We start from the raw sequence: 20,190 nt of genomic DNA on the forward strand, positions 1-20,190 counted from the left end.
AAACCTAAAAAGAAACAGAAAATATTTATAGAAGCCCTTGAGCAGAGGATAATGCTCGATGGAGCAGGGGCCTCAACCTTTTTAGATTTAATTGATGAACGCAATCAAGAAGAGATAAAAAAAAACTCTAAAATAATCGATACCACTAAAGACAACAATGAAGTTCCTTTTGCAAACACTGCAAGAGACCAAAACAAAAAAAATGTAGTTTTCATTGATAGTGCTGTCTCTGATTATGAAACCATTATTAATTCATTTAAAGAAAACACTGAGTTTTATTTAATCAACTCCAATGAAGATGGATTTAAAAGAATTAGTGAAATTTTAAATGATCGAAAAGATATTGATGGTTTGCACATCATTGGTCACGGTAGTGCTGGAGAAATTTTATTTGGTAATGCTTTTTTAAATAACGATACCATCACTAATTACCAATCAACTTTAGCATCCATCGGTCAATCGTTAACCACAAGTGGGGATATTTTATTTTATGGTTGTAATATAGCTTCTACTGAACAAGGTGAAATTTTAATTAAAAAAATCTCAGAGATTACCAAAGCAGATATTGCAGCGTCAGATGACCTTACTGGTAAAGGTGGAGACTGGGATTTAGAAAAAGAAGAAGGTTTTATTGATGTAAAAGAACTAAGAGTTGAAAATTACGATCACTCATTAGGATCACTATCTACCTCAGGGGTTATAGCAAACTCAGGAGTTACTCATATTGATAGCAATGTAACAATGATGAGCTCTGGTAATGTAGGTCTTGGAAATTCAGGAGCTTATTCATCAATTGGTTCTGATTTTGGTTTAGCTATTGAAAAACAGAATGTTTCAGTTTCATCAGGTAAACATATTTCGGATGTCAATGTTGATACAAGCGACAAGTTAAATGACTCTGGAAATTACACATATGCATATATGAATGGTGGAATTGATGTAGATGCCTCTAGCAATATATCAGTAAATTCATATTTAATGATGCTTGTCCATAATACCAACAAAAGGTCTCCGTCTTCTGCTGGTGAAGTTGTATTTGATGGCGAAATAGTTGGAATACTATTTGATCAACCATATACGCGAGCATCAACTGTAGATGGTGTTACTTATCATAGTTCTAATTTTGTTTATGCGATGGGAAGTAGCGGAGGAAATAGTAATTCTTCTGATACGGACGGTGCTAGAATTATGGAAGGTAAGTCTACAACCAATTCTACTTATACCAATTTTTTCAATTCTTATAAAAGTTCCTTAAGTAGTTCTATGACAAACAGTAATGGTGCTGATTGGGTTTCAGTTTCAGATTATGGAAGTGGAACAAATAATCGTTTACAATTTGGAGCCAAAAATAGCAACACAGCAGCTGGTGACTACATTCGTATTTTAGTTAAACAAATAAACAATGATCCTGTAGCAGATAATGAAACGGGAGCTGTTAATGAAGATGCAACATTAACTGTTACCGATGGAACTTCAGATGTTTTACATGGTGACACTGATGCTGATAGTGGTGATACTTTAACGGTCACAACTTATTCTCATACATCAGCTACTAATGAAAGTGGCGGAAGTGCATCATCAGGAAACGGTAATAGCGGAACAGCAGGATCAAGTGCTGTTGTAGGTTATTATGGTACATTAACTTTAGCAGCAGATGGAACTTATACCTATGCAGCCGATCAAAATATCACTGATACGCTCGATGCAAGTGATACTGCAACAGATGTATTTACCTATACAGTATCGGATGGAACCGCAACGGATACTGCAACAATCACAATTACGATTACGGGTGTAAATGATGTACCAGTTGCAGATAACGAAACAGGTTCAGTTGATACTAATCAAACTTTAACAGTCACCGATGGATCTTCAGATCTTTTATTTGGAGACACGGATGCAGATGCAAGTGCATCTTTAACAGTTTCAGCAATTAGAACTGGAGCTGAAGGGGGAAGTGGAACTGCTGGCTCAATTGGTTCAGGTTTAGCGGGTACTTATGGAACTTTAACTCTAGCAGCGGATGGAACGTATACATACGTTGCAGGTTCAAGTGCTGGAACGGATGTTTTTACTTATACTTTATCTGATGGGACAGCTACTGATACTGCTACTTTAACCATTACTGTTAATGCTGTTAGTAATTCAGCTCCCGTTGCAAGAAATGACGTTGGTCATGTAGCTGAAGATGGAACTTTACAAGTTGATAATGGAGATAACGCAAATGTCTCAGGATCTTATGATGCTGCAGGTGAACATTCAGGAGATGTTCTTCAAACATCAAGCGGTACACACCAAGACACTGATGCAAATAGTGATACACTAACTATTACAGGAATTAGAGTAGGGTCTACTGAAGGAGTAGGTACAGCAGGATCCGTTGGTTCAGCTTTAACAGGAACATACGGTCAATTAACTATTGCAGAAAATGGGTCTTATACATACATAGCTAATCAATCAGTAGCTGATGCTTTAGATGTTGGTGATACTGTAACTGATGTTTTTAATTATACAGTTTCAGATGGAAACGGTGGAACAGATATTGCTACAATCACAATAACTATTCATGGTGCTAACGATGCACCAGTTGCAGATAATGAAACTGGATCAGTTGCTGTAGGCAATACTTTAACAGTCACCGATGGATCTTCAGATCTTTTATTTGGAGACACGGATGTAGATGATAGTGCATCTTTAACAGTTTCAGCAATTAGAACTGGAGCTGAAGGGGGAAGTGGAACTGCTGGCTCAATTGGTTCAGGTTTAGCGGGTACTTATGGAACTTTAACTCTAGCAGCGGATGGAACGTATACATACGTTGCAGGTTCAAGTGCTGGAACGGATGTTTTTACTTATACTTTATCTGATGGGACAGCTACTGATACTGCTACTTTAACTATTACTTTATCTAATACTGATCCAATAGGACGTAATGATATAGGAACAGTAAATGAAGATGGAACGTTAACTGTTGCAGATGGTGATAATGCTAACAGTATTACAACTGCTGCAACCTCATATAGTGCAGATGATGCTGAGAGTATTAGTGTTCAAGAAAATAAAGCTGCTGGACTTGCTTTTAGCAAAGATGGTTTAAAAATGTTTCATGCAGGAAATGATAATGATGATATTCATGAATACACTTTAACATCAGCATTTGATGTATCGTCAGCTTCTTATGTAGATTCTTTAGATGTCTCAGCAAGAGATGCCGAAATTTTTGGTATAACTTTTAATAATGATGGAACTAAGTTGTATTTCACTGGTGCTAACACAGCTGATGCAGTTTTTCAATATAGTTTAGGTACAGCTTACGATATTTCATCAGGAACATACGATAACGTTAGTTTATCTGTTGTAGACAATAGACCTTGTGGAATTCGTTTTAATAATGATGGAACAAAATTATTCGTAACTGGATTTGATAGTCAACGAATTGAAGAATATTCTCTATCAACAGCATTTGATATATCTTCATCTTCAGCTACGTATGCAGGTGATAGTGAAAGGTTAAATACATCGTCTTATGAAACTAATCCTAGAGACATTGAATTTAATAGCGACGGAACAAGATTATTTATTACCGGAGGTACGGGTGATGATATTACGGAATATGAATTATCTACTGCTTTTGATGTTTCTACAGCAACATATCATGGCGAATACGATACGTCATCACAAGACGGAAACACTTTTAGTTTAAGGTTTAATAACGATGGATCTAAAATGTTTATGTTGGGTTATGATTCAGATAAAGTTCATGAATATAATTTAGCTAGTCCTTATAATTTAATAGATATTTCAGGTGAACATTCAGGAGATGTTATTGACTCAAGTAACACTGATACTTCTGATACAGATGCAGACGGTCATTCACTAACCATTAGTGCAATTAGAACTGGTTCAGTTGAGGGTTCAGGTACAGCAGGATCTATTGGCTCAGCTTTAACAGGAACATATGGTCAATTAACCATTGCAGCAGATGGCTCTTATACTTATGTAGCCAATCAAGATGCAGCAGATGCATTAGATGCAGGGGATGTTGTATATGATAGTTTTAATTATACCGTTTCAGACGGAAATAGTGGAACTGATATATCTATTCTTACAATTAGAGTTATTGGTATTAACGATGCACCAACGGCTTCAAATGGAACTGTTAATATCAATGAAAATAATCAAGCATCTACAGCAGGGGATAGAACTCCACTCAATATTACAAAAGTATTTGCAGTAAGCGATTTTAACTTCGCTGACGATGATACAAGTGGAAGTTTATCAAAAGTTAAAATTACTACATTAGAAAGTGCGGGTGCTTTAGAATACAATAATGGATCATCTTGGGCAGATGTTACATTGAACCAAGAAATTTCAGCAACAGATATTAGTAATAATAGATTAAGATTTACCCCAGTTGCAAACTCTGAAAGTAATCCAACGTTTGGTTTCAAAGTTCATGATGGAACAGATTACAGTTCATCAGCTTACACAATGACAGTATCTGTTAATGCTGCACCCAATGTTACAGATGCAACCGTTGGATCAACAGTTGCTGCAGGTGGAACCAGTTCTGGCGATGTTCATGACGGCGTTGCTGACAGCGATGATAATGATAGTGTTTTAGTGGTAACCGGTGTTGCATCTGGAAATGAAAGTTCAAATAATACAATTGTTACAAATAATACTGGAGTTGGTTCAGCAGTATCTGGAACCTATGGTTCTTTAAATATTGCAGCAAACGGTACTTATACTTATACAGCAAGTTCAACAAATAATATTGCGTACGATGCAACTGCAACAGACATTTTTACATTTACTACACGTGATGATGAAAGTAATTCAGGATCTAATGCCTATGACGTAGGTAGCATTACTTTTACCGTTGCAAGTTCAATTTCTTTAACAGATGACACGGATAGTGTTAATGAAGATGCAACAATTACTAAAACTGGTTCTCAAGACGATGTATTAAATGATGATGCTGCTGATACTAATGGTTTAGTAGTCACCCATATTAAAAAAGATGGTGGACCAAATTCAACAGTTGCTAGTAGTAGTACTTATACATCTAACGGAACTTCTGTTACGGGTACTTATGGTACTTTAGTAATTGGTGCGGATGGTTCTTATACTTATACAGCCGATCAAAGTACTGCTGATGATTTAGATTTAAATGACGTAGTAACAGATGTATTTGTCTATACGGCAGATGGTGCTACAGCAAATTTAACTATTACAGTAACTGGTATCAATGATGTACCAACAGCTGCAGATAAAACTGTAACTACAAATGAGGATACAGCTTATGTATTTTCAGCATCTGACTTTGGCTACACGGATGCTGATGATCATGATGCGTTAGTAAGTGTAAAAATTACAGGATTAGAAGATGCAGGTGCTTTACAATATAACAATGGATCAGCTTGGGTAGATGTAACTGAAAACCAAGTGATAACAGCAACAGACATTGCTGCTAATAAATTAAGATTTAACCCAGCCGCAAATGAAAATGGATCTTCTTACACTAGTTTTGATTTTACAGTAAATGATGGCGATGCAGATAGTGCCTCAGCTAATACCATTACAGTCAATGTAACAGCAGTTAACGATGCACCAACTGCAAGAGATGACACTGGTATTGTAAATGAAGATGCAACGTTAACAGTTTCTAATAGTAGTGATGCAACAACAAGTGTTACTGCAGCTTCATTTGTTAGATCTAAATCTTTAGGGGATGCAGGATATCAAAGTCAGGAAACAAAATTTAGTCCTGATGGAACAAAAATGTTTGTGCTTGATACTTATCAAAATACAAATGAAATTCATCAATATACATTAACAACCGCCTTTGATATTTCTAGTGCTTCATTTGATGGTGCAGATGAAACTTTTGACCTTAGTAATGAGAATTCTTCATCGAGTAATTTCACATTTAATAATGATGGAACCAAATTCTATTCAGCTTATTCGGGTAGATTATATGAATATGACGTATCAACTGCTTATGATATTTCCACAAGCTCTTATAATAATAATTTCTTTGATTTAATACTGGAGTACCCAAATACGCGTAATATGGGATCCGGTGTAAACGTAGCATTTAATAGCGATGGAACCAAATTATTTGCGCTAGATGCACAACAACGTGAAGTGCATGAATACTCTCTTTCAACTGCCTTTGATGTAACTTCAGCATCTCGTACAAATAATTATGTAAGTGTTGGCACTCAAGAAGCAAGTCCATACGGTTTTGCATTTAGCAATGATGGAAAAAAAATGTTTATATCTGGATTGGGAAAGGATGTTAATGAATATACACTCTCAACTGGTTTTGACTTATCATCTACTTTTGAGTTTGTAGGTAGTTTTGATGTTTCATCTAAAGATTGGTATCCACTCGGTATTACATTTAACAATGATGGTACAAAAATGTTTGTGACAGGCTCACAACAAGATAAACTTTTTGAATATTCGCTTACTACTCCTTTCAGCTTAATAGATGTATCAGGTGAACATTCAGGAGATGTCATTAACACAAGTTCAACAGATAATTATGATACAGACCCTGAAAGCGACGCACTAACGGTTACAACTTACTCTCATACATCAGCAACAGATCAAGATGGGGGTAGTATATCTTCAACAAGCAGTACTGGAACAGCTGGAACCAACAATGTTACAGGTTATTATGGAACATTGGATTTAGAAGGTAATGGTTCTTACACTTATACTGCAGATCTAACAGTAACTCAGGCCTTAGATTCAGGAGATACTGTAACAGATGTATTTACTTATACTGTATCTGATGGAAATGGTGGAACTGATACAGCAACTATAACAATTACAGTAATTGGTATGAATGATACTCCAGTTGCACAAAATGATGTTGGGGTTATTGTTGAAGATGGAACTTTAACAGTTGCAAATAGTGCTAATGCCAATGTTTCAGGAAGTTATGATGCAACAGGTGAACATTCTGGTGATGTAATTGATACTAGTTCAAGTTCTCATACAGATAGTGATGCCGATGCTAGTGCATCTCTAACAGTTTCAGCAATTAGAACAGGCTCAAGCGAAGGTTCAGGAACCGCTGGTTCAATTGGTTCAGCTTTAACGGGTACTTATGGTCAATTAACCATTGCAGCAGATGGCTCTTATTCTTATGTAGCTAATCAAGATGCAGCGGTAGGTGACTCAGTCACAGAATCATTTAATTACACATTATCAGATGGAACAGCAACAGACATTGGAGTAATTACAATTACAATTCTTGGAGTTAATGATGCAGGTTTCATTAAAGAAGGTGGAACTTTAACTGTTGCAAATAGTGCGGCCGCTAACTCTGGAGCAAGCACCGGTAATCATACTGGAGATATTACTGATAATGGTAGCAATATTACTAGTATCACTGCAACGACAGCAGGTGGAAATGCACAAACAACTTTTTCAAGTAACTCTGAAACAGTGATAGGTGAGTACGGTACTTTAACAATTAACTCTGATGGTTCTTACTCTTATGTTGCAAACTCAAATATATCAGGCCTTGATGCAGGAGATGCAAATATAAAGGATGTCTTCACTTATATCGTTTCAGATGGCTCCACTACATCTACTGCAACCCTTACAATGAATATTATTGCTAGCCAAGATCTAACTGCACGAGATGATAATGGTACTGTAAATGAAGATGCAACGTTAGAAGTTGATGATGGTGATAATTTAACAACTGTTGCACCAGCATCTTACGATGATAGCGATAGCTTTACTATTGCAGGTTCAGATTCAAATCCTGCTACTACTCAAAGTACTTTTAACGATTTACTTTTTAATCCTGATGGAACAAAAATGTACACACTAGGATATAATGCTAATGTCTCTGGTAAAACCCTTTTTCAATACACATTGTCAACTCCTTTTGATGTATCGACTGCTTCAGTTTCAAGTAGTGATTATATTACTGTTGGAGGTTATGAATTATACAACTATGCTATGAGATTTAATAATGACGGAACAAAGCTTTTTGTTCTTAATGATTCTACTAATCAAAATACTCGAAGTTATATGTATCAATACACTTTAAGCACCCCTTACGATATTACCAGCACTGTAACAGCGGGTAATTCCCTCCTGTTAGGGGATCAGTATGATAATTTTAAAACATTTCTTTTTAATGACGATGGTTCAGAGATGTTTGTTAGTGAACATGATTATTTAATATACAAATATACTTTAAGTGATCCTTTTGATACTTCAACTGCTTCAAAAACTTCCTCATATTTGTCTGTAGGTAGCTTTAGTGGTATGCAATATAATAACGATGGTACAAAGTTATTTACAGTTCATCAAACAGCAACAATTGGTTCTACAGCAAAAATATTACAGTGGTCATTGTCAACTGCTTATGATCTTATGACTGCAAGTTCAAATAGCACCTATTTTGATACTGGTGAAGCTACTGGTTCTCTTGGTAATGGAGTCCCTGCTCGATATATCACTTTTAACAATGATGGATCAAAATTCTTTAGTTTTAACGGAGCTAATAGTAGTACTCCAGTAAAAATTAAGGAATGGAATCTAGCTTCACCTTTTAATTTGACAAATGATGTTAGCGGCGAACATTCAGGAGATGTCATTAACACAAGTTCAACTGCTAATTATGATACAGACCCTGACAGCGATACTCTTACAGTTACTGCAATTAGAACAGGATCAAGTGAGGGATCGGGTACCGTAGGATCTGTTGGTTCAGCTTTAACAGGAACATACGGTCAATTAACTATTGCAGCAAATGGATCATATACCTATGTAGCTAATCAAGATGCAGCAGATGCTTTAGATCCAGGGGATGTGGTTACTGATACATTTAACTACACAGTTTCAGATGGACAAGGTGAAACGGATATGGCAGTTTTAACTATTACTGTTAATGGAATTAATGATACACCTGTTGCAGATGCTGAAACAGGTTCAGTTGATACAACTCAAACTTTAACAGTCACTGATGGTACTTCAGATCTTTTACATGGGGATACGGATGCAGATGCTAGTGCTTCATTAAGTGTATCGAGTATTGTTGCAACCACAGCAAGTGGAAGTGCAACTGCTGTTAATCCAGGAACTGCTTATAATTCAGGTTACACATCAGTTACTGGTAGTAAGGGAACTTTGAGAGTTGGTGCAGACGGTACTTATCAATACATTGCAGGTTCAAGTACTGGTACCGATGTTTTTACTTACACATTATCAGATGGAACAGCAACACATACAGCTACTTTAACAATTACAGTTAATAGTAGTAACAATGCTCCTTCAGCTACAGATGATACAGATGCTGTAAATGAGGATGCAACTATAACTGAAAGCTCAGGATCAAAATTATTAGTTGCAGATGATACAGATGCAGATGGAAATACTTTAACTGTTACACAAATTGCAGTTACAGGTGGAGGAAATAGTTCAGTTACTTCAAGTACTACTCATTCTAATGGAACCTCAATTACTGGAACTTATGGAACTTTAGTTGTTGGTGCCAATGGATCTTATACTTATACAGCCGATCAATCAGCTGCAGATGATTTAGATGCTTCAGACACTGCAACAGATAGTTTCACTTATACAATATCGGATGGAACGGCAACTGACACTGCAACATTAATCTTTACAGTAACAGGAGTTAATGATGTACCAACTGCTGCAGATAAAACTGTAACTACAAACGAAGATACTCCTTACGTATTTTCAGCATCAGATTTTGGCTACACAGATGCAGATGACGATGATGCGTTAGTAAGTGTAAAAATTACAGGATTAGAAGATGCAGGTGCTTTACAATATAACAATGGATCAGCTTGGGTAGATGTAACTGAAAATCAAGTAATAACTGCAACAGACATTGCTGCTAATAAATTAAGATTTAACCCAGCTGCAAATGAAAATGGATCTTCTTACACTAGTTTTGATTTTACAGTAAATGATGGCGATGCAGATAGTGCCTCAGCTAATACAATTACAGTCAATGTAACAGCAGTTAACGATGCACCTGTTGCAGATGATGAAACAGGAGCTGTTAATGAAGATGCAACATTAACTGTTACGGATGGAACCTCAGATGTTTTACACGGAGATACAGACGCAGATAGTGATACTTTAACAGCTACAACTTATTCTCATACTTCAGCTACAAATCAAAGTGGTGGAAGTGCATCATCTGGAAATGGAAATAGTGGAACTGCAGGATCAAGTGCCGTTGTAGGTTATTATGGTACATTAACTTTAGCAGCGGATGGAACGTATACTTATGCAGCTGATCAAAGTGCTGCTGATGATTTAGATGCCTCAGATACTGCAACAGATATCTTTACCTATACACTATCAGACGGAACGGCAACAGATACCGGAACGATTACAATAACAGTGACTGGTGTTAACGATGCTCCAGCTGCAGTCAATGATACTGATGCTGTAAATGAAGATGCAACAGTTACCAGAACTTCAGGATCAAGTCTATTAATGGATGATGATAGTGATGCGGATGATGATGATAGTTTTACCGTTACACAAATTGCAGTAACAGGTGGATCAAATAATGCAGTTACTGCAAGCAGTACTTATAATTCTGGTTCACCAGAAACAGTAACAGGAACTTATGGTACACTTACTGTTGGTGCTGATGGAACATATACATATGTAGCTGATCGAAGTGCTGCGGATGATTTAGATTTAAATGATACTGCAACAGATAGTTTCACTTATACAATATCGGATGGAACGGCAACTGACACTGCAACATTAATCTTTACGGTAACTGGTGTTAATGATGTACCAGAAGCTGCAGATAAAACTGTAACTACAAACGAAGATACTCCTTATGTATTTTCAGCATCAGATTTTGGCTACACAGATGCAGATGACGATGATGCGTTAGTAAGTGTAAAAATTACAGGATTAGAAGATGCAGGTGCTTTACAATATTATAATGGTAGTGCTTGGGTAGATGTAACTGAAAATCAAGTGATAACCGCAACTGACATTGCTGCTAACAAATTAAGATTTAATCCAGCTGCAAATGAAAATGGATCTTCTTACACTACTTTTAATTTTACAGTAAATGATGGCGATGCAGATAGTGCCTCAGCTAATACCATTACAGTCAATGTAACAGCAGTTAACGATGCACCTGTTGCAGATGATGAAACTAACTCAGTCGATGAAGATGCAACATTAACCGTTACGGATGGAACCTCAGATGTTTTACATGGTGATACTGATGTTGATAGTGGTGATACTTTAACAGCTACAACTTATTCTCATACTTCAGCTACAAATCAAAGTGGTGGAAGTGCATCATCTGGAAATGGGAATAGTGGAACTGCAGGATCAAGTGCCGTTGTAGGTTATTATGGTACATTAACTTTAGCAGCGGATGGAACGTATACTTATGCAGCTGATCAAAGTGCTGCTGATGATTTAGATGCCTCAGATACTGCAACAGATATCTTTACCTATACACTATCAGACGGAACGGCAACAGATACCGGAACGATTACAATAACAGTGACAGGAATTAATGATGCTCCAGCTGCAGTCAATGATACTGATGCTGTAAATGAAGATGCAACAGTTACAAGAACTTCAGGATCAAGTCTATTAATGGATGATGATAGTGATGCTGATGATGATGATGCATTTACAGTTACACAAATAGCAGTAACAGGTGGATCAAATAATGCAGTTACTGCAAGCAGTACTTATAATTCTGGTTCACCAGAAACGGTAACAGGAACTTATGGTACACTTACTGTTGGTGCTGATGGAACATATACATATGTAGCTGATCGAAGTGCTGCGGATGATTTAGATTTAAATGATACTGCAACAGATAGTTTCACTTATACAATATCGGATGGAACGGCAACTGACACTGCAACATTAATCTTTACGGTAACTGGTGTTAATGATGTACCAGAAGCTGCAGATAAAACTGTAACTACAAACGAAGATACTCCTTATGTATTTTCAGCATCAGATTTTGGCTACACAGATGCAGATGACGATGATGCGTTAGTAAGTGTAAAAATTACAGGATTAGAAGATGCAGGTGCTTTACAATATAACAATGGATCAGCTTGGGTAGATGTAACTGAAAACCAAGTGATAACAGCAACAGACATTGCTGCTAATAAATTAAGATTTAACCCAGCCGCAAATGAAAATGGATCTTCTTACACTAGTTTTGATTTTACAGTAAATGATGGCGATGCAGATAGTGCCTCAGCTAATACAATTACAGTCAATGTAACAGCAGTTAACGATGCACCTGTTGCAGATGATGAAACTAACTCAGTCGATGAAGATGCAACATTAACCGTTACGGATGGAACCTCAGATGTTTTACATGGTGATACTGATGTTGATAGTGGTGATACTTTAACAGCTACAACTTATTCTCATACTTCAGCTACAAATCAAAGTGGTGGAAGTGCATCATCTGGAAATGGAAATAGTGGAACTGCAGGATCAAGTGCCGTTGTAGGTTATTATGGTACATTAACTTTAGCAGCGGATGGAACGTATACTTATGCAGCTGATCAAAGTGCTGCTGATGATTTAGATGCCTCAGATACTGCAACAGATATCTTTACCTATACACTATCAGACGGAACGGCAACAGATACCGGAACGATTACAATAACAGTGACTGGTGTTAACGATGCTCCAGCTGCAGTCAATGATACTGATGCTGTTAACGAAGATGCAACAGTTACCAGAACTTCAGGATCAAGTCTATTAATGGATGATGATAGTGATGCGGATGATGATGATAGTTTTACCGTTACACAAATTGCAGTAACAGGTGGATCAAATAATGCAGTTACTGCAAGCAGTACTTATAATTCTGGTTCACCAGAAACGGTAACAGGAACTTATGGTACACTTACTGTTGGTGCTGATGGAACATATACATATGTAGCTGATCGAAGTGCTGCGGATGATTTAGATTTAAATGATACTGCAACAGATAGTTTCACTTATACAATATCGGATGGAACGGCAACTGACACTGCAACATTAATCTTTACAGTGACAGGAATTAATGATGCTCCAGTTGCAGTCAATGATACTGATGCTGTAAATGAAGATGCAACAGTTACAAGAACTTCAGGATCAAGTCTATTAATGGATGATGATAGTGATGCTGATGATGATGATGCATTTACAGTTACACAAATAGCAGTAACAGGTGGATCAAATAATGCAGTTACTGCAAGCAGTACTTATAATTCTGGTTCACCAGAAACGGTAACAGGAACTTATGGTACACTTACTGTTGGAGCTAATGGAACATATACATATGTAGCTGATCGAAGTGCTGCGGATGATTTAGATGCTTCAGACACTGCAACAGATAGTTTCACTTATACAATATCGGATGGAACGGCAACTGACACTGCAACATTAATCTTTACAGTGACAGGAGTTAATGATGTGCCAACTGCTGCAGATAAAACTGTAACTACAAATGAGGATACAGCTTATGTATTTTCAGCATCAGATTTTGGCTACACAGATGCAGATGACGATGATGCGTTAGTAAGTGTAAAAATTACAGGATTAGAAGATGCAGGTGCTTTACAATATAACAATGGATCAGCTTGGGTAGATGTAACTGAAAACCAAGTGATAACCGCAACAGACATTGCTGCTAATAAATTAAGATTTAACCCAGCCGCAAATGAAAATGGATCTTCTTACACTAGTTTTGATTTTACAGTAAATGATGGCGATGCAGATAGTGCCTCAGCTAATACAATTACAGTCAATGTAACAGCAGTTAACGATGCACCTGTTGCAGATGATGAAACTAACTCAGTCGATGAAGATGCAACATTAACCGTTACGGATGGAACCTCAGATGTTTTACATGGTGATACTGATGTTGATAGTGGTGATACTTTAACAGCTACAACTTATTCTCATACTTCAGCTACAAATCAAAGTGGTGGAAGTGCATCATCTGGAAATGGAAATAGTGGAACTGCAGGATCAAGTGCCGTTGTAGGTTATTATGGTACATTAACTTTAGCAGCGGATGGAACGTATACTTATGCAGCTGATCAAAGTGCTGCTGATGATTTAGATGCCTCAGATACTGCAACAGATATCTTTACCTATACACTATCAGACGGAACGGCAACAGATACCGGAACGATTACAATAACAGTGACTGGTGTTAACGATGCTCCAGCTGCAGTCAATGATACTGATGCTGTTAACGAAGATGCAACAGTTACCAGAACTTCAGGATCAAGTCTATTAATGGATGATGATAGTGATGCGGATGATGATGATAGTTTTACCGTTACACAAATTGCAGTAACAGGTGGATCAAATAATGCAGTTACTGCAAGCAGTACTTATAATTCTGGTTCACCAGAAACGGTAACAGGAACTTATGGTACACTTACTGTTGGTGCTGATGGAACATATACATATGTAGCTGATCGAAGTGCTGCGGATGATTTAGATTTAAATGATACTGCAACAGATAGTTTCACTTATACAATATCGGATGGAACGGCAACTGACACTGCAACATTAATCTTTACAGTGACAGGAGTTAATGATGTGCCAACTGCTGCAGATAAAACTGTAACTACAAATGAGGATACAGCTTATGTATTTTCAGCATCAGATTTTGGCTACACAGATGCAGATGACGATGATGCGTTAGTAAGTGTAAAAATTACAGGATTAGAAGATGCAGGTGCTTTACAATATAACAATGGATCAGCTTGGGTAGATGTAACTGAAAATCAAGTGATAACAGCAACTGACATTGCTGCTAACAAATTAAGATTTAATCCAGCTGCAAATGAAAATGGATCTTCTTACACTAGTTTTGATTTTACAGTAAATGATGGCGATGCAGATAGTGCCTCAGCTAATACCATTACAGTCAATGTAACAGCAGTTAACGATGCACCTGTTGCAGATGATGAAACTAACTCAGTCGATGAAGATGCAACATTAACCGTTACGGATGGAACCTCAGATGTTTTACATGGTGATACTGATGTTGATAGTGGTGATACTTTAACAGCTACAACTTATTCTCATACTTCAGCTACAAATCAAAGTGGTGGAAGTGCATCATCTGGAAATGGAAATAGTGGAACTGCAGGATCAAGTGCCGTTGTAGGTTATTATGGTACATTAACTTTAGCAGCGGATGGAACGTATACTTATGCAGCTGATCAAAGTGCTGCTGATGATTTAGATGCCTCAGATACTGCAACAGATATCTTTACCTATACACTATCAGACGGAACGGCAACAGATACCGGAACGATTACAATAACAGTGACTGGTGTTAACGATGCTCCAGCTGCAGTCAATGATACTGATGCTGTTAACGAAGATGCAACAGTTACAAGAACTTCAGGATCAAGTCTATTAATGGATGATGATAGTGATGCGGATGATGATGATAGTTTTACCGTTACACAAATTGCAGTAACAGGTGGATCAAATAATGCAGTTACTGCAAGCAGTACTTATAATTCTGGTTCACCAGAAACGGTAACAGGAACTTATGGTACACTTACTGTTGGTGCTGATGGAACATATACATATGTAGCTGATCGAAGTGCTGCGGATGATTTAGATTTAAATGATACTGCAACAGATAGTTTCACTTATACAATATCGGATGGAACGGCAACTGACACTGCAACATTAATCTTTACAGTGACAGGAATTAATGATGCTCCAGTTGCAGTCAATGATACTGATGCTGTAAATGAAGATGCAACAGTTACCAGAACTTCAGGATCAAGTCTATTAATGGATGATGATAGTGATGCTGATGATGATGATGCATTTACAGTTACACAAATAGCAGTAACAGGTGGATCAAATAATGCAGTTACTGCAAGCAGTACTTATAATTCTGGTTCACCAGAAACGGTAACAGGAACTTATGGTACACTTACTGTTGGTGCTGATGGAACATATACATATGTAGCTGATCGAAGTGCTGCGGATGATTTAGATTTAAATGATACTGCAACAGATAGTTTCACTTATACAATATCGGATGGAACGGCAACTGACACTGCAACATTAATCTTTACGGTAACTGGTGTTAATGATGTACCAGAAGCTGCAGATAAAACTGTAACTACAAACGAAGATACTCCTTATGTATTTTCAGCATCAGATTTTGGCTACACAGACGCAGATGATGATGATGCGTTAGTAAGTGTAAAAATTACAGGATTAGAAGATGCAGGTGCTTTACAATATAACAATGGATCAGCTTGGGTAGATGTAACTGAAAATCAAGTGATAACAGCAACTGACATTGCTGCTAACAAATTAAGATTTAATCCAGCTGCAAATGAAAATGGATCTTCTTACACTACTTTTAATTTTACAGTAAATGATGGCGATGCAGATAGTGCCTCAGCTAATACCATTACAGTCAATGTAACAGCAGTTAACGATGCACCTGTTGCAGATGATGAAACTAACTCAGTCGATGAAGATGCAACATTAACCGTTACGGATGGAACCTCAGATGTTTTACATGGTGATACTGATGTTGATAGTGGTGATACTTTAACAGCTACAACTTATTCTCATACTTCAGCTACAAATCAAAGTGGTGGAAGTGCATCATCTGGAAATGGGAATAGTGGAACTGCAGGATCAAGTGCCGTTGTAGGTTATTATGGTACATTAACTTTAGCAGCGGATGGAACGTATACTTATGCAGCTGATCAAAGTGCTGCTGATGATTTAGATGCCTCAGATACTGCAACAGATATCTTTACCTATACACTATCAGACGGAACGGCAACAGATACCGGAACGATTACAATAACAGTGACTGGTGTTAACGATGCTCCAGCTGCAGTCAATGATACTGATGCTGTAAATGAAGATGCAACAGTTACAAGAACTTCAGGATCAAGTCTATTAATGGATGATGATAGTGATGCTGATGATGATGATAGTTTTACAGTTACACAAATAGCAGTAACAGGTGGATCAAATAATGCAGTTACTGCAAGCAGTACTTATAATTCTGGTTCACCAGAAACAGTAACAGGAACTTATGGTACACTTACTGTTGGAGCTGATGGAACATATACATATGTAGCTGATCGAAGTGCTGCGGATGATTTAGATTTAAATGATACTGCAACAGATAGTTTCACTTATACAATATCAGATGGAACAGCGACAGACACTGCAACATTAATCTTTACAGTAACTGGTGTTAATGATGTACCAGAAGCTGCAGATAAAACTGTAACTACAAACGAAGATACTCCTTATGTATTTTCAGCATCAGATTTTGGCTACACAGACGCAGATGATGATGATGCGTTAGTAAGTGTAAAAATTACAACATTAGAAGATGCTGGTGCTTTACAATATAACAATGGATCAGCTTGGGTAGATGTAACTGAAAATCAAGTAATAACTGCAACCGATATCTCAAATAATTATTTAAGATTAAATCCTACTGAAAATGAAACAGGCTCACCCTATACAACAATTGGTTTTTCTGTAAATGATGGAGATGCGGACAGTTCATCTTCGTATACAATGACCGTTAATGTAATCAATACAAATGATGCTCCAGTAGCTGACAACGAAATTAATTCAGTGAATGAAGATGCAACGGTCACAGTCACCGATGGAACTTCAGATGTTTTACATGGAGATACGGATGCTGATAGTGACACTTTAACAGTAACTCAAATTGCAGTAACAGGTGAATCCAATAGTTCAGTTGCTGGAAGTAGTACTTATAACAATAATTTTACCTCAGTTACTGGAACTTATGGAACATTAAAAATAGGAGCTAACGGAACATACACTTACGTTGCAGATCAATCAGCGTCAGACGATTTAGATGCCTCAGATACTGCAACAGATAGTTTCACTTACACAGTTTCAGATAGTAATGCGACAGACACTGCAACATTAATCTTTACAGTAACTGGTGTTAATGATGTGCCAACAGCATCAAACAATGCAGTTTCAACAGAAGAGGATACACCATATGTATTTTCAACATCTGATTTTGGCTACACAGATGCAGATGATGACGATGCATTAGTAAGTGTAAAAATTACAACATTAGAATCTGCTGGTGCTTTAGAATATTATAATGGATCAAACTGGGTAGATGTAACCTTAAATCAAGTAATAACTGCAACAGATATCTCAAATAGTTATTTAAGATTAAATCCTACTGCAGATGAAAATGGATCTCCTTATACAACAATTGGTTTCTCTGTAAATGATGGCGATGCAGATAGTGCTTCAAGTTACACTATGACAATTAACGTAACCGCTATAAATGATAATCCGGTTGCTGATAATGAGACAAATACTGCAACAGAAGGCACTACTACAACAGTCACAGACGGGACTTCAGATATTCTCTATGGCGACACAGATACAGAGGGAGATACATTAGAAATATCAGGCATAAGAACAGGAACAGAGTCTGGCTCTGGAACGTTTGGAGCAATAGCTACACCTTTAACTGGTACTTATGGATCTTTAACAATTAATTCAGATGGAACATATAGTTATACGCCTAATGATGTTTTAGGTAGTGGAGAAACTGGAATAGATTATTTTACATATACAGTCTCTGACGGTAATGGTGGAACAGATACAGGACAACTTACTATAACGGTTACAGGTGCTAATGATGCCCCAGTTGGTGTTAATGATAGTAATACAATTGATATAGCAGCAACTTCAACTTTAACAGTCACAAATGACTCTGAAAAAGATGTGTTAACTAACGATACTGATCCAGATTCAAATGATACATCAATAGTAACCGAGATAAAAACAGGATCAACTGAAGGCTCAGGTACTGCTGGAACATTAGGGGAGGCATTAATTGGAACTTATGGTTCTTTGATAATGAACTCAAATGGTAGCTACACATATATAGTTAATGAAGGTTTAAAAGATACATTGGATCCAGGTGAAATAGTTTATGAATATTTTAATTATACAGTTAGAGATGGCAGCGGTGTTACGGATACAAGTTCAATTGTATTAAAATTACAAAATGGTGGTGGTGTTGTTAAAGAAATTAGAGAAAAGAAAGCTGAAAGAATTATTAGAAATCAATCTAAAATGGAAGCAAGAGTTCAAGTTGAAAATACTTTCACAGAACTAAATCAATCAACAGAATTTGATTTAAATAATTTTGAATTTGAACAAACCGCAAGAAAAACAGATTATTCCCAAGGTCTCAAATTAGTTGATTTAGTTGCCGAAACAGACTCTCTTCAAATTTCAGAAGGAGAACTTTCAAACCTTAAAGTTAAAGACAAACAAGAAGGTTTAAAATTGAAATTTGGTGTCATGAATGAAGCCGACAATGAGATTGTTAAATTTGATGGAAAAATGAGTGATGGTTCTGCATTACCTGAGTGGATTAAAATTAATCCTAAAACAGGTCAAACAACCACAAATATTCCAGAAGGTGTAGATAAAGTTGAAATTATGATTATTGCAACGGATAAAAACAATGAAACTCGAGAAATTGCAGTTGAGATTGATCCTGAAAAAATAAAACAAGATAGAAAAATTATCAAACAAGCAAAAAGAACAAATTCTTCAATTACTGTTAATGAAGATGGTACGGTTAATATTGTAAAACAAAATGAAGATGGATTAGTTGAAAGATCATTTAACAAAACATTAAATTTTAACAATCCAGCAGATATCAATGAAATTATTGAAACGTTTAAACCAGAAACAATTTTTCAACTTAAACCTTTAAATATTGGAAATGATTTAATTATAGATTTACCCAATGAGCTAAAGGGTAATTTTAATAATACTAAACTTGTTCTTAAAGATGGAACCGAAGTACCTGACTGGCTTGAGTATGATCCTGTAACGGGTCAAATTATTGCAGAAAATCCACCTGAAGATGTTTCTCAATTAGAATTAAAACTTATTATTGAGCAGGATGGAAAAATTATTGTAAAAGATTTAGAAATTGATTTACAAGAGCAAAATGTATCCCAAAATTTTGATGGGGGTGAAAATAATAAATTTGTTACTTTAAGCGACCAATTAGATAAAGAATTTAATGATTGGGAAGATTATGGTAATGACCTTATTAATAGACTATAAAAT

General features: G+C 36.6%; 1 protein-coding gene. It reads left to right on the forward strand.

What is annotated here, in order from left to right; genetic code table 11:
• Positions 1 to 51: 51 nt before the first annotated feature.
• Positions 52 to 20,187, forward strand: coding sequence for a cadherin-like domain-containing protein (locus AC5SLY_RS02625; RefSeq protein ID WP_494599059.1), 20,136 nt, complete (start codon positions 52 to 54; stop codon positions 20,185 to 20,187).
• The last annotated feature ends 3 nt before the right edge of the window (positions 20,188 to 20,190 follow it).

The sequence above is a fragment of the Candidatus Pelagibacter sp. PS_23 genome (genome assembly GCF_059417905.1).

Coding starts and splice junctions, on each gene's coding strand:
- AC5SLY_RS02625 (WP_494599059.1), top strand. CDS start 52: ATGCTCGATGGAGCAGGGGCCTCAACCTTTTTAGATTTAATTGATGAA.